Origin of the sequence: Eggerthella sp. BIOML-A4 (genome assembly GCF_009875575.1) — a bacterium.
Lineage (GTDB): Bacteria > Actinomycetota > Coriobacteriia > Coriobacteriales > Eggerthellaceae > Eggerthella > Eggerthella lenta.
The window spans coordinates 87,251-109,840 of record NZ_WWRX01000002.1; the positions used below are offsets into that span (position 1 = coordinate 87,251).

General features: G+C 61.0%; 23 protein-coding genes. 6 read left to right on the forward strand and 17 right to left on the reverse strand.

What is annotated here, in order from left to right; genetic code table 11:
- The first annotated feature begins 1 nt into the window (after window position 1).
- Genes GT613_RS02165 through GT613_RS02180 form a run of 4 tightly spaced genes read left to right on the forward strand, consistent with a single transcriptional unit; the run spans window position 2 to window position 2,310 of the window.
- Entirely contained in the window at window positions 2-295 is a 294-nt protein-coding gene (locus GT613_RS02165) for a phage holin (RefSeq protein WP_114526794.1), read from the forward strand.
- Window positions 282-1,025, forward strand: coding sequence for a C39 family peptidase (locus GT613_RS02170; protein WP_114526793.1), 744 nt, complete (start codon window positions 282-284; stop codon window positions 1,023-1,025). The genes GT613_RS02165 and GT613_RS02170 overlap by 14 nt, the downstream gene beginning before the upstream one ends.
- On the forward strand, window positions 1,018-1,959 hold the full coding sequence (locus tag GT613_RS02175) for a GH25 family lysozyme (protein ID WP_114526792.1): 942 nt from the start codon (window positions 1,018-1,020) through the stop codon (window positions 1,957-1,959). The genes GT613_RS02170 and GT613_RS02175 overlap by 8 nt, the downstream gene beginning before the upstream one ends.
- 12 nt (window positions 1,960-1,971) lie before the next feature.
- Entirely contained in the window at window positions 1,972-2,310 is a 339-nt protein-coding gene (locus tag GT613_RS02180) for a hypothetical protein (RefSeq protein ID WP_114526791.1), read from the forward strand.
- A 188-nt stretch (window positions 2,311-2,498) separates the two neighbouring features.
- On the opposite strand, the gene GT613_RS02185 is transcribed toward GT613_RS02180, so the two are convergent.
- From GT613_RS02185 to GT613_RS02200, 4 genes are all read right to left on the reverse strand, one after another.
- Window positions 2,499-3,815, reverse strand: a complete 1,317-nt coding sequence (locus GT613_RS02185; protein WP_009305397.1) for a histidine kinase — start codon at window positions 3,813-3,815, stop codon at window positions 2,499-2,501.
- Window positions 3,816-3,865: 50 nt separating this feature from the next.
- Entirely contained in the window at window positions 3,866-4,789 is a 924-nt protein-coding gene (locus GT613_RS02190) for a sulfite exporter TauE/SafE family protein (RefSeq protein ID WP_009305398.1), read from the reverse strand.
- A gap of 122 nt (window positions 4,790-4,911) precedes the next feature.
- Window positions 4,912-6,219 carry a glycosyltransferase family 2 protein gene (locus GT613_RS02195; RefSeq protein WP_009305399.1) on the reverse strand — a complete coding sequence of 436 codons (1,308 nt, stop codon included), beginning with the start codon at window positions 6,217-6,219 and terminating at the stop codon, window positions 4,912-4,914.
- Window positions 6,220-6,385: 166 nt separating this feature from the next.
- A complete protein-coding gene (locus GT613_RS02200) occupies window positions 6,386-6,955 on the reverse strand; it encodes a QueT transporter family protein (protein ID WP_009305400.1) in 570 nt (189 codons plus the stop codon).
- Window positions 6,956-7,150: 195 nt separating this feature from the next.
- On the opposite strand from GT613_RS02200, the gene GT613_RS02205 reads away from it, so the two are divergent.
- A complete protein-coding gene (locus GT613_RS02205; RefSeq protein WP_057384764.1) occupies window positions 7,151-7,390 on the forward strand; it encodes a hypothetical protein in 240 nt (79 codons plus the stop codon).
- Between the two features lie 18 nt (window positions 7,391-7,408).
- On the opposite strand, the gene GT613_RS02210 is transcribed toward GT613_RS02205, so the two are convergent.
- The 12 genes from GT613_RS02210 to GT613_RS15270 form a co-directional block, all read right to left on the reverse strand.
- Window positions 7,409-8,119 (reverse strand): ferric reductase-like transmembrane domain-containing protein, encoded by a 711-nt coding sequence (locus GT613_RS02210; protein WP_009305401.1) that lies wholly within the window; start codon window positions 8,117-8,119, stop codon window positions 7,409-7,411.
- On the reverse strand, window positions 8,116-8,790 hold the full coding sequence (locus GT613_RS02215) for a molecular chaperone (protein WP_009305402.1): 675 nt from the start codon (window positions 8,788-8,790) through the stop codon (window positions 8,116-8,118). Before GT613_RS02215 ends, GT613_RS02210 begins: the two co-directional genes overlap by 4 nt.
- Window positions 8,791-8,920: 130 nt before the next feature.
- Complete coding sequence (locus tag GT613_RS02220; protein WP_009608419.1) at window positions 8,921-9,583, reverse strand: 4Fe-4S dicluster domain-containing protein; 663 nt, start codon at window positions 9,581-9,583, stop codon at window positions 8,921-8,923.
- Between the two features lie 12 nt (window positions 9,584-9,595).
- Window positions 9,596-12,190, reverse strand: coding sequence for a molybdopterin-dependent oxidoreductase (locus GT613_RS02225; RefSeq protein WP_229040901.1), 2,595 nt, complete (start codon window positions 12,188-12,190; stop codon window positions 9,596-9,598).
- 122 nt (window positions 12,191-12,312) lie between these two features.
- Window positions 12,313-13,263 (reverse strand): nucleotidyl transferase AbiEii/AbiGii toxin family protein, encoded by a 951-nt coding sequence (locus tag GT613_RS02230; RefSeq protein WP_009305405.1) that lies wholly within the window; start codon window positions 13,261-13,263, stop codon window positions 12,313-12,315.
- A complete protein-coding gene (locus GT613_RS02235; protein WP_035578674.1) occupies window positions 13,232-13,822 on the reverse strand; it encodes a type IV toxin-antitoxin system AbiEi family antitoxin domain-containing protein in 591 nt (196 codons plus the stop codon). Before GT613_RS02235 ends, GT613_RS02230 begins: the two co-directional genes overlap by 32 nt.
- 125 nt (window positions 13,823-13,947) lie before the next feature.
- Window positions 13,948-14,661, reverse strand: a complete 714-nt coding sequence (locus GT613_RS02240) for a response regulator transcription factor (protein ID WP_009305406.1) — start codon at window positions 14,659-14,661, stop codon at window positions 13,948-13,950.
- Window positions 14,654-16,342 (reverse strand): DUF3365 domain-containing protein, encoded by a 1,689-nt coding sequence (locus GT613_RS02245; RefSeq protein WP_114552239.1) that lies wholly within the window; start codon window positions 16,340-16,342, stop codon window positions 14,654-14,656. Before GT613_RS02245 ends, GT613_RS02240 begins: the two co-directional genes overlap by 8 nt.
- Window positions 16,343-16,508: 166 nt before the next feature.
- Window positions 16,509-17,510 carry a ribosome small subunit-dependent GTPase A gene (rsgA, locus tag GT613_RS02250; protein WP_114552240.1) on the reverse strand — a complete coding sequence of 334 codons (1,002 nt, stop codon included), beginning with the start codon at window positions 17,508-17,510 and terminating at the stop codon, window positions 16,509-16,511.
- A 30-nt stretch (window positions 17,511-17,540) separates the two neighbouring features.
- A complete protein-coding gene (locus tag GT613_RS02255; protein WP_114552241.1) occupies window positions 17,541-18,155 on the reverse strand; it encodes a hydrolase in 615 nt (204 codons plus the stop codon).
- On the reverse strand, window positions 18,152-19,672 hold the full coding sequence (locus GT613_RS02260; RefSeq protein WP_114552242.1) for a TrkH family potassium uptake protein: 1,521 nt from the start codon (window positions 19,670-19,672) through the stop codon (window positions 18,152-18,154). The genes GT613_RS02255 and GT613_RS02260 overlap by 4 nt, the downstream gene beginning before the upstream one ends.
- A gap of 54 nt (window positions 19,673-19,726) precedes the next feature.
- Window positions 19,727-19,864 (reverse strand): hypothetical protein, encoded by a 138-nt coding sequence (locus tag GT613_RS15270; RefSeq protein ID WP_181815922.1) that lies wholly within the window; start codon window positions 19,862-19,864, stop codon window positions 19,727-19,729.
- Window positions 19,865-20,087: 223 nt separating this feature from the next.
- Between GT613_RS15270 and GT613_RS02265 the strand changes: the two genes are divergently transcribed.
- Complete coding sequence (locus GT613_RS02265; protein ID WP_009305411.1) at window positions 20,088-21,470, forward strand: cytosine permease; 1,383 nt, start codon at window positions 20,088-20,090, stop codon at window positions 21,468-21,470.
- A gap of 189 nt (window positions 21,471-21,659) precedes the next feature.
- On the opposite strand, the gene GT613_RS02270 is transcribed toward GT613_RS02265, so the two are convergent.
- The gene (locus tag GT613_RS02270; protein WP_009305412.1) at window positions 21,660-22,502 is read right to left on the reverse strand and encodes a nitrilase-related carbon-nitrogen hydrolase; all 843 of its coding nucleotides are present in this window, start codon (window positions 22,500-22,502) and stop codon (window positions 21,660-21,662) included.
- Between the last annotated feature and the right edge of the window lie 88 nt (window positions 22,503-22,590).

Below are 22,590 nucleotides of genomic sequence, written 5' to 3' on the forward strand. Positions count from 1 at the left end.
TATGAGCGAAAACGAGAACATTGAAGTGATGGCCGACGTTGATTCGGAGGACTTGAAGGTTTCCGGCGGCACGATCGCGCGAACCGTCGCGTTCGCGATAGTGTGGCTGAACCAGCTTTTCGTCTTCTTCGGCGCTCCCACGCTCGATATCGACACTGCGGCGCTGTACGACATAATCAGCGGCGTTGCCACGTTCTCCGTGTCCGCATGGAACTACTGGAAGAACAACAGCTGGCGCATTCCCGCCCTCGTCGGCGACGCGGTGAAGGATTCCTACGGCCATGCTGCGGACTAGCAGCGCTGGGCGCTCCCACGTCCGCAAGCGCGGTCGCATCGTGTCTGACGGCCAGATCGCCGCCATATTCCTTGCGCTTCTACTCCTTTCCCTCCTGTGCGTCGGCTTGGCCGCTTGCGCCGTCCATTTCGCAAGCGGCCAACCGACAGCGAAAGAGGGCGCGGAAAGCGAGACGCTTCCCGTCAGCGATATACCCATGCCGAAGGTCATCCCGGCAGGGCGAACCATGCCGCTTTACCTGCAAGACGATGTTCAGTGGGCGCACATCGAGTACGCAGGCGACAGCACCGTTGCCGAAAGCGGGTGCGGGCTTACGTGCGCCGCCATGGCGCTCGAATACCTCACGAACCAGAAGACAACGCCGCGCGATCTGCAAGGCATCGTCGGCGACACATGCACGGTTCACGGGGTGAACGACATGGCCTTGTTCGGCGACTACATGGAACAGGCCTACGGCCTTTCGCAATCAGAAATCTACTACGACCTGAACCAGGCCGTCGCCGACGTTGCGGACGGCTCCGTTGTCTTCGCTTCGCTGACGGGTCGCTTCGGAGATTCCACCTACGGCGGACACATCGTCGCAATATGGCACGTCGATGGTGATGCGGTATGCGTGCGCGACCCTGCTTCCGGCGCGAATTCGCAGCGCAGCTTCACGCGCGACGAGTTGGCGAACGTCGAATGGTCTTACTTCTACTCACTCACGAACGAAGGGCTTTCCTATGCTTAACGGTATCGACATTTCATCTTGGCAGACCGGCATCGACCTTTCGGTGGTTCCTTGCGACTTCGTTGTCATCAAGGCGACCGGCGGCATCGGCTACGTGAACCCCGATTGCGACCGCGCCTACCAGCAAGCGAAGGCGCAAGGAAAGAAACTTGGCTTCTACCACTACGCGCGCGAGAAGGGTTACAAGGGCAGCGCCGCCGACGAAGCGCGCTTCTTCATCGACAGCTGTCGCAACTACTTTGGCGAAGCGATTCCCGTGCTTGACTGGGAGGAAGAACTGTCGGCAGGCGTTTCGTGGGCTAAAGAATTCCTTGATGCCGTCTACGCCGAAACGGGCGTGAAGCCGCTTCTTTACGCGAGTAAGAGCGTGCTGCGCGAATACGACTGGTCTTCCGTGGCGAACGCCGGTTACGGTCTGTGGTTCGCGCAGTATGCGAACTACAACGCGACGGGCTACCAGGATTCGCCATGGACTGACAACGGCGGCATCGGCGCATGGCCTTTCCCTGCGATGTTCCAGTATTCGAGCGCTGGAAGCCTTCCAGGCTGGAACGGCTCGCTTGATCTGAACATATTCTTCGGCGATGAAAGCGCATGGGACGCATACGCTTCCGCCGGTTCTGGCTCGACCGAACCTAATGCGGAGCCGGTGAAAAGCGTTGACGATATCGCCCATGAAGTCATCGCGGGGGCGTGGGGGAACGGCGACGAGCGCCGCGCCCGCCTTGCCGCTGCGGGATACGACTTCGATACGGTTCAAGGCCGCGTGAACGATCTGCTGGGCGCGAATCGGCAGCGCATCTACACCGTCGTTGCTGGCGACACTCTATCAGGCATTGGCGCGAAGCTGGGCGTTGATTGGCGCAGCATCGCTTCGAGCAATGGCATTTCAAGCCCGTACACGATCTATCCGGGCGACCAGTTGACCTACTAGAAAGGAATCATGATGGCAACCAGAAAGACAACCACCGCGAAGGCTACGCCAGCAAAGGACGTAAAAGCGACACCGGCTGAAGCCCCGCAGGACGCACCGGTCGAGGCCGCACAGGCACCGGCTGAAGCCCCGCAGGACGCACCGGTCGAAGACCAGTACCCTGTCATCGTTTGCAGCGAAGACACGCGCATCACGAAAATCGTCCTGCGCGACAATCCATCCGTTGAGAACGATAACGATGCCTTGATTGTTCCCGTTGGGACGAAGCTGCGCGCTGTTGAGGACATGGGCGAGTGGACGAAGCTTACCCACGACCTTTTCATCATGTCCAAGTTCGTCAAGAAGCTTTAAGTGATACGACCAGCCCAAAACCATGTTCAAGCATGAGTATCGGCGTTCCGTTTTCGGTGTACAACGTCTCAAAAGGATACCCGTTTGACGTTCGTTTTGACATGCGATTGGGGCACCATCTGATCGCAAAACGGCGCCTCTCGGGCGCCGTTTCTTCTTGCAAGCCGGAAGCGCGTTCCGCCCTCCTCCTACTGGTACTCGCGCAGAGCCCCTTCCTTCAATACGAGGATCACGCAGGTTCCCTTGCCGAGCTCGCTTTCCACTTCCATATGCGTACCGGGACCGAAGTAGCCGCAGATTCGATCGTGCACGTTCTTCACCGCGATGCCGAGGCCGAGCGACGATTCGGGATGAAGAATGTTGCAGCGCGCCTCTTCGGTCATACCCACGCCGTTGTCGCACACGCGCACAATCACGTCGTTGCCCGTGACCTCGCCCGTCACCTCGATAGTCAACTTCCCCTCGCTCGGCATGGCGTGGCGTACAGCGTTCTCCACGAGCGGTTGCAGCAAAAAAGGCGGCACCAGCATGTCTTCCACACGAGGATCGATCCGCATCTCCATCTCCACGCGGTCGGCACCGAAACGCGCCACTTCGAACGTGAAGTACCGCTTCGTTTGCTCCATCTCACGCGCGAACACGATCAGATCGGCGGAGTCTTCAAGCGTTCGGCGATAGAACACGGCGAATTCGCGCAGCAACTTGCGCGCCGTTTCGGGGTCGGTGCGAATGAGTGAGGCGATGGTGTTGATGGTATTGAACAAGAAGTGCGGATTGATCTGGCTTTGGAGCATCTTCAGCTCCATGCGCGTGGCCAACTGCGTCTGCTCTTCCAGCGCCGATGCCGCCATCTGCGTGGACAGCAGTTTGCCGAACCCTTCGGCGATGGACTTCTGCGTCTCGCTGATGTGCTTCGCTCGGCGATAGTAGAACTTGAGCGTGCCCTCGACGTTGCGGCCTACGGCAAGCGGCACGATGATGGCCGCCTTGATATTCGACGACTCGCTGGGGAAGCCGATATCTTCGGGCGTGAACAGGATGCGCAACTTGCCGTCGGCGAGCGTGGCATGGGTCGCGTGGGTGCGGATGATGCTGCCCGGCAGGTTCTGAGCTTCCTCGAAGCCTGCGTATCCCAAAATCTGCTTTTTGTCGGTGATAGCCACGGCGATAGCCGCGGTGGACGGCAGCAGCAACCCGCAGATCTTCTGCGCGGCCTTGTAATCCATGCCGTCGTTCATGCAGGTCAGCGTTTGGCTAGCCAGCTTCAACATGGAGTCAGACTGACGAGCGCGCACCGAATCGGGATCCATGATGAGACGGATGACCACCACTATGGACAGCGTGAACACCACGCCTGCGCATACCATGATTGCCACATTGCGATACGGCACCGCGATGGACCACAGCAACACAAGACCCGAAAGCGCCGTCACCGTGAACATGAACATCTCGAGCGTGAAGAAGCGCGGCAGCGCCGATTTCGACTCCCTGGTCTCTTCCTGCATGGTACCTCCCCGCGTTGCTCAACCCTGCCCAAGCAGCGCGCTTGAGCCCATCAGCCCAGTATACCGAATTCGTTGAGAACAAGTATGACGGCGGCCACAATCAGGAAGAAGCCGAAGACGAAGCGCAATGCGAGCTCGGGAACCACCCGCACAAGACGCGCGCCGATGACCGCGCCGGGAATAGAGCCCACGGCGATGGCAATGCCCGCCGCGTAATTGATGTTTCCCAGCAACGCCTGCTCGACGACGCCGGGAATGGCGAGGATCATCACGGCGATCAGCGACGTGCCGGACGCCTGGCGCATCTCGATGCCGATAAGAGACAGCATGAGGGGCACCATGATGAACCCGCCGCCCACGCCGACGTAGCCGGATGCCACGCCCGCGCCCAGGCCGATCCCTGCGCCGATGAGCAGCTGCTTGCGCGTGAGTTTGCGCGGCACAGGGTCGACGGCAGCGCCAGCCTGTGCGCTCACCTTCGTCGGATCGTCAATCGCGTCGTCGTTCGCCGCAGCGTCGCCTACACGCTCGATGGCGGCTTCGTCCGGCTCGATCGTGCTGCTCGACGCTGCATGCTGTTGCGTGCGGTTCTGCGAGCGCATCTTGAAGGCCTTGCCCAGCATTTTCACCGCCGACCAGCCGATGATGAGCGCCGCAGCCACCATAATCATCCAGGCGGGCGAAATCTGCGCAAGCCACACGCCCAAAGGCGAGGTGAGCGCTCCGCCGAGGCCTGCCGCCACGCCAAGCGACACGATGCACGTTTTATGGCGTATATGGGATGCCGCGCCCGATATGGACGTGGGAATAATGGCGAACAGCGACGTGGCCGTGGAAACGACGGGGCTCATGCCGAACGCCAAACGGAAGATGGGAACCATGACCGTGCCGCCTCCGATGCCCAGCAATCCGGACAAAATTCCGATAGCCACGCCGGCAATAGCCGGCAGCACGAACATAGCGAGCACATCCATAGTTTGACGCCCGATCCTTTCCCGATCTCTCAACACGCGAGCCGCTCAACTGCACGCCATCGTACAGCTTAGACTGCGCCCCGTGGAGGCTCCGTCATGCAAACGTTGCCGAGCGTGCTTATTTATTCCGCGACGTTCAGGCGAATCTCGCTCGTCACACCCGGATCGATGCCGGCCGCCGCGATGGCCGCCTGCGCCGAAGCAAGTCGATCGGCTCCGTTGCCGGCGCTGGCCTGGCGCTGCGCGGCCGACTGCATAAGCGCCGTACGCAGGATCTGATCGTTCTCCATGCGCGCCATCAGCTCCGGCCACACGAACTGGAACTCGAAGTACTTCGAGCAGTTGCGCTGGGCATACGTCGTCGCTTCGCCGGTGGCCGCCTTCGCCGCTTTCCGGTACGCCTTCTTGTCGGGGCGCGCCAAGCTCCTCAGAAAGGCGGTCAAACGAATGCGCTTCGTGATGCCTGGCTCAAGGAACGGGCCCGGATACGGCTCCAGCGAAGACGGCTTCACCTGCAAAAGGTCGATCTGCGTGCGGCTGTACTCCATCTTCCGGTATTCGTAGAGCCATCGGAAGATATCCTGACGGAAGCGCGTGCCCTCGCTCTCGGTTTCGGGAGGAAGGTGGCGCAGGCTCCACTGATTGTCGAACCAGATGTCCGAACCGTACATACGCAGGTCAAGCATGTAATCGAGATCTTCGCCGCGCGCGATCCAAGGATCGAACGACAGACGCTTGAACGCCTCTTTATGCAAAGCAAGGCAGCCGCCGCACGTATGGTTCGATCGGGAAAGACGAGGGCCGCGCATGGCCTTCGAGATCCATTTGTTGAAGGCCTTTCCCTGCTGCCAGAAATGGTTGTACCACTTGTCCTGGCTCTTCGACAGGTAGGAGCCTTCGGAATTGAAGTAGAAGCCGGTCTTGGCCAGGATGGGAATGCCCTTCTTCGTGAGCTTGCCCAGGCCGTACATGGCCTTCTGCAGGAAGTCGGCGTCATCCACCACTTCGTCGTCGTCGAGGAACACCACCGAGTCGAAGCCCAGCACGTCGGCCATCACCAGACCCAGGTTGCGCACCGCACCGTAGCCGGACAGGCCGATCTCCTTCTGCAGCTTGCCCAAACCCAGCTGCTCCATGCGCTGCTGGATAAGTGCCAGCTCGGGAGCGCCGATGACCACGGTGTTCAGCGAGGGAAAGCGCGAGACAACGCTTTGAACCTTCTCGGCCGCCTGGTTCTCGATCGACGGCTCGCTGACCACGAGCACGATGATCTGGCCGGCGCCGCGCACCTTCTGCAACGACGCAAGCAAACGCGGGAGCTCGCCGGGTTGCGAGATGGGAGTCGCGTGATCGTAGGTCGTGAGCACGCTGCCGCCTTCTTTGCGGCGACGCGCGGACACGAAAGTGGGGATCACAATAACGGGGTTCATGCACGTCCTTCACTCGGGTACAACTGCGAGGGCTCGGCCCAACCCCATATTGTAGCGATATACGCCCCGCAGCCTTGTCAATTCATCGAATCAGTGAAGGCGAGCTATTTGGTCATATATTAAAAGAAAGCAGGCGCGGCTCACGCGTTCCGCGCCTGCTTTCCCGCTAGCGGGCTACTGCCTTCTTCACCACGTCGAAGCGCTTGAGCGCGGAGAGCAGCGGAAGCCCCAACACGTAGATGACCAGGGCTTCGCCGAGACCGGTGGCCACCACGCCGAACAGGTACATGGGCAGGTACAGCCCGTCGAGCGCGATAGACGTGAACGGGATGGTGTAGTAGCCCAGGCCTTGCAGCAGAAGGGGTAGATACGCAGGCACGATGAGCGCGTTCGCGATCACGGGGCCCAGCAGCGCCAGCTTCGGACGCTCGCGCATTTTCCAACACCACAGCGCGCCAAGGAACGTGGCCAGGCTGCCGAACACCACGTCCAGCATGCCCAGCGCCCCCGTTCCGTTGATGGCGAGCGCCATAAGGTTCGCGATGATGCACCCGACAGTGAGGCCGGGCACGGCCGCCGGCGTAAGCACTGCCAGCACGCACACCGCCTCGGAGATGCGGAACTGCACCGGCCCCCAAGCCAGTCCTTGCAGCGCCAAAAGCGTGATGAGGGTGGCAGCCGCGTACACGGCCGCGATCATGCCCGCTTGGGCGACGTACGTCGTCTTCTTGTTCATGGATATGCTCCTGTTCTCCGCGCGGCGCGGTGCCGCGGGCTTTGGGCAGCTAGTAATCCGCGAGTGCAGGGCCCAACGATGCAAACGCGGAGCCGTCGACGGATGCGAGCGTGAGTTTCGCAACCGGCAAAGGCCGAAAGGAAGTATAGCAGAGGCGCGGCCGAGGGCGCACGGTAAAAGCACGAGGGGCGCCGCATGTCGCAAGCATCGAACACGGGGACGAACCGCCCTGCTTGCTATGCACGCCATGAAGCGCTTTTTGCACAAAAACCCGCGACGTTCGATAACAAGAAGGCCCGAAAGCGCGCCCAAGGGTGCAGCTTTCAGGCCTTCGATTATGCACGATGCTCTGACCTGGCGCTTCACATTATCGCGCAGAAGCCTATCGCAAGCGAACGGTCGGCGAAATCACACATCGGCGCTTTTTGTGCGTAGAAGCACGCGGAGCGTGCATCACGCTGGATTCTGCACGGCATCGCCTACGCGCCCGGACTCCTCCTTGCGGCGGTCGACCGCGGCGCGGCGGATGCGAAGGACGGCGTAGCCTACGAACACCACCGAGTACACGGCGACGGCCATCTGCGCAGGAGCGCCGCCGCGCAGGGCGGAGGGCACCAGCATGAGCAGCAGATGCACGTACACGAGGCCCCAGAAGGGATACGCCAGCAGCTGCACGCGCTTCCACGTCTCCTTCTTCATGCGCTTCTTCACCACGTTGAACGACGTCACCCCCAGCACGACCAGCAGCGCGAACAGCGCCAACGCAAGCGCAAGCGCCACGGCGACATTGGTTTGCGGCAGCCCCGTCGAGAGGTTGGCCGCGTACGAGGAGAGGTAGATGGCCATGTGGCCCAGCGACAGCAGCCACGCCATGATGGACAGCTCGGCGCGGATGGGACGCAGGTACGTCGCCACGCGCGAGTCGCGCGCGAACACCCCGATGTACATCACGACGGCGAACAGCGCGGTAGCCAGCGTGCACTTGTGCAACAGCAGGAACAGCGCGTCGTACAGCATCGGCGGTAGTCCCGCGAACGAGCCGACCACGAACAGCACGTCAAGCGTGGCAGCCAGGGCGTAGAACGCCAACGGACACGACTTGATGGGCCGCTTGCATGCGAACGCGAATGCCACAGCGCCCGCAAGAACCAAGATGAGCGTCATGAGTGCACCTCCATCACCGTCAACGCCAGCGCCGCGAACGCGCAATAGGGCTTCTCGGCCGCAAGCTCCTGCGTGCGCTGCATGAACGCAGGGAGCCACGCTTGCGCATGCTCGCGCTCAAACGTCTGAATGCGCTCGGTCCAAGCAGCGACAGCTTCGGCATCGTCGCAGTTCAGAGCATCGGCGAGCTTCGCGTACAGATACGACAGGAATTCGAACTCCTCGAACACGCTATCGCACGGCTCTTTGCGCGCATTCTTCGCCACCACGCCCGCCTCGCGCATCAAGCGCTCTACATCCAGCGTCACCGGCGTGCGGAACAGCGCGGGAACGCCTTTCATCCCCCGCTCCACGTGCAGAAACGCGCTTTCGTACGGGAAGATGGGGGTGTGGCCGCCGGGTGCCAGGTACAGGCGCGAGTACACGATGCGCATATCGGCCAACAGATCGGCCGCCGACGCATCGCGCCAAGCAGCAAGCGCTTCAGCCGTCGAATCCGCCGCCGCCGGGTCGGCGCCCGCATCGAGCAGGCATGCCCGGGCATCGTCGGCGAACGACCCGTCGACCAGCCCTTGCGCCAGGCGCTCATCGGGATACGCGAACGCGCACGACAACAACTCGAACGCATCGGCCTTCCCCACCGCCCGCTTCACCGCTTCTTCTCGCCCCATAAGTCCCCCTTGTTCCGACATCTTCGCCCCAAAAACACGCCACAGCGCGTGAGGCGTGTTTTTGGAGCGAAGATGCCCCGTGCGCCGGAGCCTAAAGGGGGCGATCCCCTTTAGGCCGTCAGCGCCTTATTTACTGCAAGTAGTATACGCTCGGTTTCGTGCCGGCTTCCTCGTTGAGGAACATCGTCTCGCGTCCCTCGATGGCCTTCGACACGTCCGACTCGGGATCGTCTAGGTCGCCCCAGTAGCGCGCGCGGCCCGGGCACAGCTGCATGCAGGCGGGCACGTCGCCGCGGTCGATGAGGTTCTTGCAGAACGTGCACTTCTCCACCGTGCCACCCTTATGCGGCGGGGCATCGTACTCGCCCACCACGACGTCGAGGTAGTACTCGGGGCTCTTGATCAGCGTGCGCACGCCCTCGTACGGGCACGCCTTGATGCACGACTCACACCCGATGCACAGCTCGCTGTCCACCGAAACGATGCCCGTCTCCTCGTCCTTGGCGGTAGCGCCCGTCGGACACACATCGAGGCACGCAGGCTTCTCGCAATGCTGGCACTGCATCGGAAGGAAGTTCAACGTGCAATTGGGGAACGTGCCACCCGCGTTGTCGTTTGCGAGAGCCCCGCGCACCACTGCCGTCCCCAGCGTGTTCCAGTCATCGTCCGCCTTGGTGTACACCACATTGTACGAGAGGTCTTTCGGAAGGTTATTCGCAAACTTGCAAGCAGTCGCACAAGCTTGGCAGCCAATGCAGCGACGAAGATCAATAGCCATTCCGTATCGAGTCATATTCCCAACCTCCTAGAGCTTTTCGATGGCCACGGCGCAGTCGAAGTACGACTGGTTCCTGCAAGCCTGGTTGTAATCATTGAACGTGGTACGTGCGAGATCGCCATCTATATGCTCACGCGTCAGGAAGCTGCGAGGGCAATGGAGCGACTTGCGCTGCTGCCCCGCGTTGAGCACGGCGAGCAAGGTGACGGATCCGCGATCGTTGTAAAGGCGAATCTCATCGCCCTCTTCAATGCCAAGCTCGGCGGCATCTTCGGGATTGATGCGGCACACCGGCTGCGCTTCAAACTCTTTCATATAATCCACGTCGTACCATTGCGTGTGCGTGCGCGTGCGCATATGCTCGCAGCAAATGGTGAAGGGGAACTGCTCGCGTATGGGATTGCCGAGATCTGCCTCGCGCGCCGGCTCCCAGTAGCAGGAGAACTTCTCCTTCTCAAGATCAACCTCTTGACCCATGTTGTAATCAGGCTTAGGAGCTTCACGATAGAACATGGCCCGCTTCGATGCCGTCTTGAAGATACCGCCTTCGAAAGCGACAGCCGGCTCGGTGTCGCAGCGCAGGTAGTTCTTCTCGCGCACCTTGTCGATGGTGATTCCGTTCTCCTTGCCGAAGGGCGTTGAGAGGCAGGTGTTCAGGTATTCGTCAGCAGTGAACTGGAAGAAGTCGCCATAGCCCATGCCCTCGGCCAACAGCTTGTAAATCTCGAAGTCGGGCTTGCTCTCGTACAAAGGCTCGATGGCTTTCTGGTTCCACAGCAGATAGGGGTTGCCGTAATAGCGCACACGCAGGTCCTCGGTTTCGAACCAATGGCACGCAGGCAGCAGGATGTCAGCGTATAGAGAAGTGTCGTTCATGGTCATGTCTTGGATAACGATGAACTCGAGCGCCTTCATAAGCTCGATGGTCTCGTTCTGCTCCGTCTGGTTTGAGACGATGTTGGTGCACGAAGCGTAGAAAGCCTTGACGGGGAACGGCTCGCCAAGCTTTTGACCGCTCGATACGACATTGAAGAAGTCGCTCCAGTTGATTATGGCACCCACTCCTTGAGGTACCTCGCCTGTCGTGCTCGGCAGCTGGAGGCAGGCTTGCACGTTGCCTTCTCCGAAATTCGGCTCACCCGTGTACAGGCCCGAACCCGGCTTGCCCATCTGGCCGGCGACCAGAAGGAGCGTGTTAACGCACTTCGAGCTGTAGATGCCGTTGTTGTAATGATTGAGGCCGAATTTCATATCCGTCTGCACGTTGCCTTCTTGCGTGTACAGATGAGCGAGATGTTTGATGTCGTCAGCGCTCACGCCGGTCACTTCCGAGGTATGTTCCAAAGTCCACGGCGCGACGGCTTCTCGGATCATCTCCATCTCCGTTTTCACGGCATGCCCGGCAATCTCGGGAACGTCGCCCATAGCAGGCTTCTTGGCTTCGCTGTGAGCAACGGCCTCGCCGGCTTCTTCGTCCCACACAACGCACGGATCGACCTTCTCTTCTTGGCCTTGCGCGTTGGTGGTCGTAGTAGGTTCTACCCCCAAATCGCTCATGCGCAGGAACATGCCGTCTTCTTTGATGAGGAACGGCGCTTCGGTATGATCTCGCAGGAAGTCCGTCGCTTCCCAGCTCTGTTCGAGAATCTCGCGCACGACTCCCAGAGCAAGCGCGCCGTCGGTCGCAGGATGAACGGGAACGAACCAGTCGGCTTTCGAAGCCATGGTGCGGTAGGCGATGTCGATGACTACGAGCTCGGAGCCGGCATCGCGGGCCTCGAGATAAAAATGCGTGCGCTGCTTGTCCGACACCGCAGTGTCACCACCCCAGATCACATGATGGTCAGCGTTGGGAACGTCCGAAGCACGGTTTCCGGCCGAGCCGGGGCCGAACATGTAGGTCCAAGACATGGGCGTGGCGATATCGCGGTCCGGCAGAACACGGCTCGCCCCCATGACATTGAGCAGACGCGCCATGACGGAGCCTTCCGGGGCTCCTCCGCCAAGTTCGGCGGTGTTGCCACTACCCAGGAAGAACGCAATGGACGTGGGACCAAACTCGTCAATGTACTGCTTCCACTTATCGGTGATTTCGGAGATGGCCTCGTCCCAGGTGATACGCTCGAACTCTCCCGCGCCACGTTCGCCGACGCGACGCATGGGATATTGCAGACGCTCAGAGCTGTATACGCGCGCAGGCTGCGAGAGCCCCTTGGGGCAGATGCGGTCGAATTCCGGGCCGTCCTCGAAATGGCCCGCCGTGGTGCGGACGACCTGCCCGTCGCGAACATGGACATCCAGATAGCAGCCCTGGCCGCATTGGGAGCGGCAGGCACCGGAGAAGATTTGCGTCTCGGGGGCTCCCTTTTGCGGTTCGGCTTTTTCCAGGTTCTGGGTTTGGGGGCTGCAGCCTACCAGCGCGCCTGTCGCCGTCAGCGCCGCCGCACCCTTGATGAAGCTCCTGCGGGTGAACCCATGCGTTGCTTGTTCAGCCATGTGTGCTCCTCTCTTTTTCACTCCTCGGCCGCAAGGCCTTCCGATGCTCGCCCTTCGCAGATAGCGGGGAGGGGATCGCGTTCTGCGAAGGGCGGGGTGAAAAGCCTCGTTCCCCTGGCCTTTCATGAGTTTCACTTTACGGAGCGCCGAAGGATATTGCGATAAATCGGAAATAAGTTTTGCGTTAAAAAATTCTTAACCACGTATTAACGCCGCTGGTCAAAGAGCTGTTCGAGGCATTACAGCGATCAAGCGCCATCCAGCTCGAGCAACCAGGCATTGACGACCTCCGCCGCCTCTTCAGCGCTCATCCTCAAGTCAACGGCCTGAGCAGCCGCAAGGTAATCGTTAGCCCAATGTGGATAGACAACGACCTTCGTAGGCCATACCCTCGGTTCACGATCGGCCTTCACCGCTTCTTTCGCACGGGCTTCGAAAATGTCGATGACGGCACGCTTGATATCCGACTTAGAGGGATGCCCTGTCGAATCGGAAAGCTGCTTGATCAGCACGAGGTCGACCAGGTCTCTCGGTCGATTGTTTCTATACCCCTTGTCAGGGTCATGAGGATCGGTTGCCGCATGAATTTTTTGAGCCGCTTGATAGCACATGGCCATACCGACAAGCTTTTCCGGAGTAGGTATGCCAAAACCCTCAAGCGACGGCGCGGCGAAAGGCTCCTGGGCTGAACCCGCCATGCCTTCATCAGGAGACACTTCCACTTTAATCTTGCGCCAGGTTTTGTTCCTCAGAGAAACGGTTACGACGAACCTGCGCGGGCAGATGCTTTTGCCTGGCACCCTAATCTGCTCAATCTCCGAACGAGCGAACTCGAACGGCCCCCAATTTCTGCTAACGAACTGCTCGTCCATTAGTTCCAAGAATTCGTCCAAATCCCCACGGACTATCCCGTCGATATCTTTAGTGGCTCTTGAAGCGAGGCCGAACACGTGCTGGAGAAGCGTGCCGCCCTTCAGCGAGAACCTGCACGCATTGTCATCATCGACCACTTGTTGAAGCATGGCGGTTATAACCGTCGAAGCGATGAGCCATCTCACCCTTCCACTCGCAGCAATACCGAAATCAGCTTCGGCATGATCGATCCATGAGTCTAGAACACCAGCGTTTCTGGGCTCTTTGCCTCGGGGCTTCATGCCGGCCATCAGCTCATGAAGGCTCTCCTCTTTGTTCTTGCTCATCAGCTCCCCCTACCATCGCTTCGAACCGCTCGGCCTCCCTTTTTCCCAGCAGCCCCCTTTTCCTGCCGTTTTCGACAGCCTGCTCCAACAAGTAGCGCGGCGTTCCGGTAGCCGCGCACTGCTCGATCGCAGTAGCCAGCTTCACGCAGCGCATCCCTTCCCACCAACCAACTTGTTTCGCGTCCACCGTTTCATAATGGATCGCATAACCCTCGCCGCCCTTCCTACGAATCCGGCGCCCGCCATCAACTACTACATGTATCGAAGTGGGATTCACATCGCAAACATCGTACGCATCGAGCGCCGTTTCATGGCTGAGCGCAGCTTCGTCGCACCCCGTCCATAAGAGCGCCAACATGAACCTATCGAAACTCGCCGGAGGTACTTGGGGAACGCGATAGACGCTGCGAACGACGCGCTCGAGCCTTCCTCTTTTTACAAGCATGGCCAGAGAAGGCGCGCTTACCCCTGCTTCTTCCGCTTGAGCAGTCGTCACGAACCCGTATTGGTCTAGAGCCACTTCGCGAAGACGATCTATGTCGAATACAACTTCATTCATGTCAAAATATTAACACGGTGTGAATATTTTGACAAACCAAAACTAGGCTGCGCAAAAAGTAAACACGGTGTTCACTTTTTTGCAAGCTTGTTGCTCCGCGGAAGCCGAAGCCGCGGCAGCGGCTCTCACTCCAAGGTGTCGGCCATCTTGTAGCCTACCCGCTGGACGGTGAGCAGGTACTTGGGCTCCGAGGGGTTCTCCTCGATCTTCTCGCGAATCTTGCGGACGAACACGGTGATGTTGTTCGTGGGCTTGCAGTCGGCATCCGACTCGCCCCAGATGTACTCCTGGATCTGGCTGCGCGTGAACACCTTGCCCGGATGCGCGGCCAGAAACGCCACGATCTCGAACTCCTTCGTGGTCAGCGCCACCGGGCGCCCCTTCACGCGCACCTCGTATTCGCCGAACCGCACCTCCAGCTCGCCGATGCGCGCCACGCCCTCGCGGTTGCGGCAGCGGGCGAAATCGATGGTGTCCTTGTGGCGACGGATGTTCGCCTCGATGCGCAGCAGCAGCTCGGTGGAATCGAACGGCTTCGTCACGTAGTCGTCGCCGCCGGCGCGGAAGCCGATGCTCTTGTCCACGATGTCGCACTTCGCAGACAGGAAGATCACCGGGATGCGGCGGCCCTGCTCGCGGATGCGCGCGCAGAGATCGAAGCCGTTCGTGCCCGGCAGCATCACGTCCAGCAGCAGCAAATCGGGATGCTCGCTGGCCAGCAGCTCCAGCCCGCTTTCCGCATCCCTAGCGCCGCAGAACGCGTAGCCGTTCGACACCAGCAGCTGCTCGAGCGCTTGCCGCAGGTTGTCCTCGTCGTCGATGACCATGACCTTATACATCGTCCTCCCCCTCTATCTCGCCCACGATCGCGCTCGCGGGAATCGTGATGACGAACCTGCTGCCGCGACCGAGCTCGCTTTCCACCGACACGGCGAACCCTTGCATGTCGCCGTATTCGCGCACCAGTGCCAAACCGAGGCCGCTGCCGTTGTACTTACGCGTGGACGTGCTGTCCACCTGCACGAACCGCTCGAAGATGCGCGCCTGGTCCTCGGGCGCGATGCCGATGCCGTCGTCCACCATCGACAACGTCACCACGCGCGCCTCGGCGTCGTACGCCACGCGCAGCTCGATGGAGCCGCCGTCGGGCGTGAACTTGATGGCGTTGCTGGCCAGGTTCTCCAGCATGCGCGTCGTCTTCTCGTAGTCGCCGTTGACCAAGGGCACGTCCGACGCCACCTTCGTGCTGAACGACACCTCGTACTTGCGCGCCAGCGGAGCCATGGTGCCCTTCACCGATGCCGCCACGTCGCCCAAATCCATCGGCTCGCAGGTGGCGCGCATGCCGCCCGCATCCGAACGCGCGATGTCCAGCATGTTGTTGATCATGTTGAGCAGGATGCGACTGTTCTTCTCGATCTCCTCCCACGAGCGACGGTCGTGCTCGTTGGCCGGGTCGCACGCCTCGCGCGATATCTGCGCGAACGTGATGATGGACGTCAGCGGCGTGCGCAGCTCGTGGTTCACCATGCTTAGCAGGTCGGACTTGAACTGCGTCTCCTGCGCCAGGTCGGCGTTAAGCTGCTCCAGCTTGTCGCGCTGGCGTTCCAGCAGGGCGTTCGCCTCGCGCAGGTCCACCGTACGCTCCTGCACCTGCGATTCCAGATGCTCGTACATGCCCCGCAGCTCGCCCGCCATGTCGTTGAAGCCGGCGATGAGGCTCCTCACTTCCTTCGCGGCGAAGCGCTGGCTGACGGACGCGCCCAAGCGTCCCTGTTTCAGCTCGCCGAACGCCGCGTGCATGCCGCCCAACGGCCGCAGCACGAACACAGTGGTCACCACCAAGATGACCAAGCCGATGAACACGGTGATCAACAGGAAGTACGCCATGTCTCGGATGACGTTGCCGCGCATGGCCGCCTGCTGCTGATCGAGGGGGATCACGATGCTGATGGCCCCGCCGACCGACTCGAGCGTCCAACCTTCCTTCGCGTGGTCGGTGATGTCGAGCTCGCCGACCGGCTCGCCGTGGCATTCGAGGCAGCTGTCGTCCACTTCGAGCGCTTGCAGATAGCGGAACCTGTCCTCGCCGTCGAACGGGGCCACGCCGTAATACTCGGTCACCGAACGATCGGCGTTGAACGCCTCGAGAGCCTTCGTCTCGAACTCGTCGGGAATGTCCTGCTCGCTGCGCGGGTCGAAGTTCGTGTACCGGATGCGGTAGTCGCTGCCCGCCGAGAACAGCCGGCCGACGCTCTTGCCCACCACCGAGCAGTGCAGGCCCTTGAACTCGTAGCCGCCGCTGGACGAATTGTTGATGATGCTTTGGGAATTGTCCATGAACTGCCACACCGCGTCCATCTCGCGCGCGAACGTGCGCGCTTCCTCCAGCATGGCCTGCTCGGTCTGCCGCTGCTGCGAGTACAAATCGAACGCGACGAACGCGAAAAACGACACGGCGAACACCGCCGTCAGAGCGGCAAGATAGATGGTCTTCAGACTGAAAGCATGCTTCCCCATGAGCGCCCCCTACGCTGCGTTCGGAAAAATTCGCAGCGTGCAAGCACCGTAGCATAATCGTCTGATCGAAGCAAAGCTGCAACGAGCAATCAGCGACCTGGGGAAACACACGCATTCGCATCGCTCATCTGGCTATTATGATCTCGTTGCTCAAAGAGCGAAAACCTCAGCGCTTCTTGCGCGGCCTGCCCTTTTTGGGAGTTTTTCCCCGGTCGGAGGCTTTTTCGCCGCGCATGCGGCGAGCCTCTTCGCGGCGCGCGCGCAGGTCTTTCGTCTCCTGGCGAAGCGCCTGGTACGATGCGTAGCGCTGTTCGCTGATATCGCCCGACTCGACGGCGGCGCGCACGGCGCATCCCGGCTCGTCCTCGTGGCTGCAATCGCGGAATCGGCAGCGCTCGGCCGCCTCCTCGATATCCGCGAACGCTGCGCCGATGCCGGTATCGGCCTCCCACAGGCCCAGTCCGCGCACGCCCGGCATGTCCATGATGAAGCCGCCGCCGGGAATAGCCACCATCTCGCGGCTCACCGTGGTGTGCCGGCCCTTGCCGTCGCGGTCGCGCACGGGGGTTGTTTCTTGCAACTCGTGTCCTACCAGCATGTTGATCAGGCTCGACTTCCCCACGCCGCTTTTGCCGATGAGCACGGCCGTGGTGTTCGGCGGCACAAGCGCGCGTACCGCTTCCACGCTGGAAGGATCGTCGGCCGACACGACGACGGTCTGCACGTCGGGGCCGGCCAACGCGCGCACGCGATCGCGCACCGCCGCCACTTCGGCATCGCTTTCGGCGAGATCGGCTTTCGTCAGCACCACGGTCACGGCCGCACCCGTCTCGTAAGCCAGCACCAGCTCTCGCTCGAGCCGCCTCACGTTCACGTCTGATAGCGGTTGCGCCACGAACACACGGTCGAAATTCGCAGCCAGCACCTGCGGGAGCGCGCGTTCGGTGGGATCTTTGCGCACGAACGCGCGCGTGCGCGGAAGGATACTCTCGATGATGCCCTTGTCGTGGCCCTCCGGCACGGTCACCTCGACGAAGTCGCCGATCACGGCACGCACTTCCTCGCCTTTCACCAGCGCGGTGGCATGCTCGCAACGCACGAAAGACCCCTCGTCGATGCGCACGAGCGGATATCCTCGATCAAGCTTGACGACCTGGCCTCTTTGCAAAAGCCCTCCTTCGAGTCACGAACAGCGCGCCTACCGCTGCCGTTCCCTCAGCCAATAGAACACGCCCAGCATCACCAGTCCGACGACCACCACGACAATGCCCGGAACGAACGCGTTGAAGTCGAACTCGTCGGGATGGCGTTCGCCCGGCGCGATGACGGTCACCGCCTCCGCATGAAGGTCGCTCTGGCCTTCATGATCGGCGCACACGAGATGGAACGTGCCACGCACTTGCAAGATGGTGCCCGTAGTACCATACTCGCCGAACGTGTCGATCTTCGATGCCGATTCGTTGCTCATATACACCGAGATCGTCGCAGAATCGCCCTGAGAGGAAAGCGTGATCCACCGATGCCTCCCCGACACGCCGGCACGGATGCTGTCGCCGATGACCTCGCCTGTTACCTGCACGGTCTGATTGTCGTAATAGGCATCGGCGCCGCTGAGGTCGACGATGGACGTGTCGTAGATGAACGAGCTGTCGGGCAGCTGCTGCGTGTTCACCGCGTTGTCGCCCTCGGCAGGCTCATCGGCATGCGCGGCAGCCGGCAGCGCAAACACCGCCGCAAGCAGCACGGCCAGCACCGCGACGAAACTCACGAACGCAATCGGCAGCGGCAGCGGTTGACGGGTTCCCCACCTCATGACTTTAGCACCCGCCTTTTCGGATTGAGCGACACGATGATCTCCGCCACCAGGGCCAACAGGGTAACGAATTCCAGACGACCTGCCCACATCTGCGCGATGTAGAAGAGCTCCAACGACGGAGACATGCCCGGAGCGGCAAGCCCCGACGACACGCCGCCGTTGCTGGCCATGGCCACCGATTCGAAAATGGCCTGCGGCGCCTCGTAGCCATGCGCGATGCCCACCAGCGTGCCCACCGCGTACGTGGCCACGTACAGCACGAACACCGTCATGGCCTCCTTCACGACTTCCGGTGAAAGAATGCGCCGGCCCACATGGTTGTACGACACCACGACGCGCGCCGAATCGGGCGCAAGCGCCTCTTTGATGGTGGCGATGATGGACTTCATGATGATGCCCATGCGGCTGAACTTCAAGCCGCCCGAAGTGGACCCGCCGCTGCCGCCCACGGCCATGAGGATGGCCAGCACGAAGAACGCGCCCGACGACAGCGCGGTTGTCAGCTCGTTGGTGGTGATGTTCTGAAAGCCGGTGGTGGAGAACGCCGATATCACCATGAACAGCCCGCGTCGCAACATGGCAGGCAGACTGGAAAACTCGGGGCTTGCGCTGAGCGAGGCTGCCAGCACGCATGTCATCACGGCCAACCACAGCACCATCGTGCGGATTTCCAGATCGCGGAAGAAAACCTCCACGTGTCCTTTCCACATTTCGGAGTGCAGAACGAAGTTGATGGAGCCCAGCAACATAAGCAACATGAGCACGATCTCGAGCGGGAACCAATGATAGTACATGACGCTCTGGCTCATAGGGGCAAAGCCGCCCGTGGTGAAACCCGAGATGGCCAACCACAGCGATTGCAGGAACGCGCGCAGCGGTTCCATGCCGAGGAACAGGCACATGGCCGTGAGAATCACCGTGGCGACAAAGATCATGCCCATGCCGATCTTCGCGATGAACTGCGTGGTCTGCACAACGTTGGGCACCACATGTTCGCTACGACCCTCGGACATGTACAGGCTGGCTCCAGCGCGCTTGCCGAACAAACCGAACGACAACGCCACCACGATAAGACCGAAACCGCCCAACAGGTGCATCATGAAACGCCACATGTTGTCGGCGTTCGACAGGTGATCGAGATCGACGATGACGCTGGCGCCTGTGGTGGTCAGACCCGACACGCCGTCGAACAGGGCATCGAGGTAGCTGAGGTAATGGCCCGACAGGTACAGCGGCACCGCCGCCACGAACGCGAGCACGATCCACGCGAACCCAGTAACGGCGAGCGCCTGCTGGCGATTGAGCCGACCCGGATCGATGCGCAGGAACCGCAGCGCCGATCCGACGATAAGCGCAATGCCGATGGTCAGCAGATAGTGCGTCGCAGGAGTCCACTCAGCGCACGCAAGAGCCGTGACGAACGGCACCAGCAGAGCAAGGCTGGAGAAGAGAACGAGCACGCCGAGATAATGGCCGATGACCCGAACGTCGTACAATGTGAACCGTTGCCACATTCTGCGTCTACCTTTGCCTCGAACCGCGCAAACGGGCGAGTGTTTCGATGTCGATCAACCCAGCACGATCCTTACCAAGATGATAAGCGCCCACAGCAGCAACAGGAAGCACGACAGCGACAGCAGCACCACGCTGTAACCCAGCAGCGGCGTCTCGATGACCTGTCGGATGTCCTTGTTCCTTTTGCGCATGCGGGTATTCTAGTACAAATGGCCGCTGTGCGATACGCCCGGCGCGGCAACAGACACAATGATGATGACTTGGGCGCCGCGAGGCTCGCAGAAAGGCCGTTCGACGCTCTCCATAATAAAGTTTACACGCGTAGCTATCGAAGCACGCATGAGCAAGGTATAATCCCACCATTCTTTGATCATTCGATCAAAAAACGCGAAGAGGAACGAGAAAGGTACGATCATGGCTCCTGAAAACGACATCGATTACTCGCTGTCGCGCGTTCCTGATGAAGCGAAACAGCCATTTTGGCGGATTCTTTTCATCAGGATCGGCGCGATCTGCTGCGTATCCCAGCTCATGTTGGGCGCGGCACTAGGCTACGGCCTGACGTTCTGGGATGCCTTCCTAGCAACCATGCTCGGCTCGGTGCTGCTTCAGGTGGTCAGCTGGGCGCTGGGCACGGCGGCCGCGCGCGAAGGCTTGTCCACCAGCCTGCTGTCCCGCTGGACCGGGTTCGGCAAGGTAGGATCCGCCCTGTTCGGCGGCGTGGTGGCTATCTCCATGGTGGGCTGGTTCGGCGTGCAGAACGCGGTGTTTGGCCAGGGCATGGCTGAAATCGTCCCGTTCACAGATTTCCTCGGCACGCAGGAGATCCTGCCCGGCATCATGGCTGGAATCACGCCCGAGTACATCTTCTGGGCCATCATCACCGGCCTGGGCATCACGCTGCTCGTGGTGTTCGGCATCAAGGCCATCGCGAACTTCGCCACGGTGTTCGTGCCGTTGTTCGTGATCGTGGTCATCGTAGCCGCAGCCATCATCCTGCAGAACCATTCGCTGACCGAGCTTCTCACCACGGCCCCTCCGGGACCGGCGCTGTCGCTGGGCGCGGCAACCACCATGGTGGCGGGCGGCTTCATTGCGGGCGCTATCTGCACGCCCGACTACGCGCGATTCCTGAAGAACGGCACCCAAGTGTTCTGGATGACGCTCATCGGCACGTTCGTGGGCGAGCTGGGCATGAACCTGCTTGCCGTGCTGCTGGCGCACGCCATGGGCACCGAGAATATCGTCGACATCATGATGGGCACGTCGGGCATCATCGGCGTCATCATCGTGGTCGCCTCCACGGTGAAGCTGAACGACATCAACCTGTACTCGTCCAGCCTGGGCTTGGCAACCATGATCAACGCGCTGTTCAACAAGGCCATCAGCCGCAACGGACTCGTGTGGGCGCTCGGCATCGTGGGCACGCTGCTGTCGGTCATCGGCATCATCAACTACTTCACCAACTTCCTCACGCTGCTGGGCGTGGCCATCCCGCCCGTCGCCGGCATCATGGTGGTGGACTACTTCATCTTGAAGCGCAGCCGCGCGACGCTTGACGCTTCGCGCGCCAAGGGCGAGCTGCCCGAGAAGGTTGAGAAGTGGAACCCCATCGCCATCGTCTGCTGGATCGCCGGTTTCGCCGTGGGCGAGATCACCAGCATCATGAACGTGGGCATTCCGGGCCTGAACTCGCTGATCCTGGCCGGCGTGCTGTACTGGATCGTGATGAAGGTGTACGCCTCCATGAAGAAGGTGGACACCGTTACGTTCACGGAAACGGACCAAGTGCTGTAAGGCTCGCCGCGATGCGGTGGGTGTGGGCGGGGCGAAGCGAAAGCACACCCCACCGCCGCGAAAACCCCGATCAGCAATGCGAAGCCCCTGATCAACAATGCGAAGCCCCCGATGTTTCACGTGAAACATCGGGGGCTTCTTGCTTTGCGGCGACGTCTTCAGACGCAAGATCCTGTGTCGGACTTCGTTTTATGGGAGCAGCACCAGATCGTAAAGGTCGGGGCGACGGTCGCGCAGGTAGGGGCTGCGCTGGCGATAATCGACCACTTCGTTCAGGTCGAGCTCCACATGCAGCACCCCTTCGGCCTCTTCGGCCAGCTCGGCCACCACGTGGCCGCGCGGGTTGCACACCTTCGTGTGGCCCGGCATGACCAGCTGATCCTCGACGCCGTAACGGTTCACGGCCGCCACGAACGCAGTGTTCTCTAGCGCGCGGGCGGGCGCGTTCACGTCCCACACGTCCATATCCTCCTGGCACCACGCCGAGGGGCACAGGATAAGATCAGCCCCCTGCAGCGCCAGCATGCGCGCGACCTCGGGGAAGCCCATGTCGTAGCAGATCATCACGCCGATGCGCCCGAAGTCGGTGTCGAACACCGGGCAGTCGCAGCCGGAGCGGAAGTAGAAGCGCTCGAGCGCCCACAGATGCTGCTTGTCGTACGTGCCCAGAAGCTCCCCCTGGCGATCGATGACGACCGAGCTGTTGAACGGGACCCCAGCCATATCGTACGCGAGCGCGAGGCCCGCCACCACGTAGCAGTTGCCTGCGCGGGCAGCGTCTTGCAGCGCACGCACCGTGGGGCCGTCTACCGGCTCGGCCAGTTCGGGCACGTGAGGGCCGACAATGTTCAGCTCGTAGCCTGTAGAGAACAGCTCGGGCAACACCACGAGGTCGGCGCCTTCGGCAGCCGCCTCGGCGATCATCCGGCACGCCTTTTGGGTATTCGCTGCCGGATCGCACAGCACGCTCTCGAACTGAACCAGTGCCAAATGCACCGTGCGGCCGCCAGCCGCTTGTTTCGTTTCGGTCATGGGTTTCTCCTTCAACGCCTCAAACCGTTTCGCTGCATTATCTCATGATCAAAGCGCCTTGCACGCCCTCAGTTGAACCGGCGCTAGA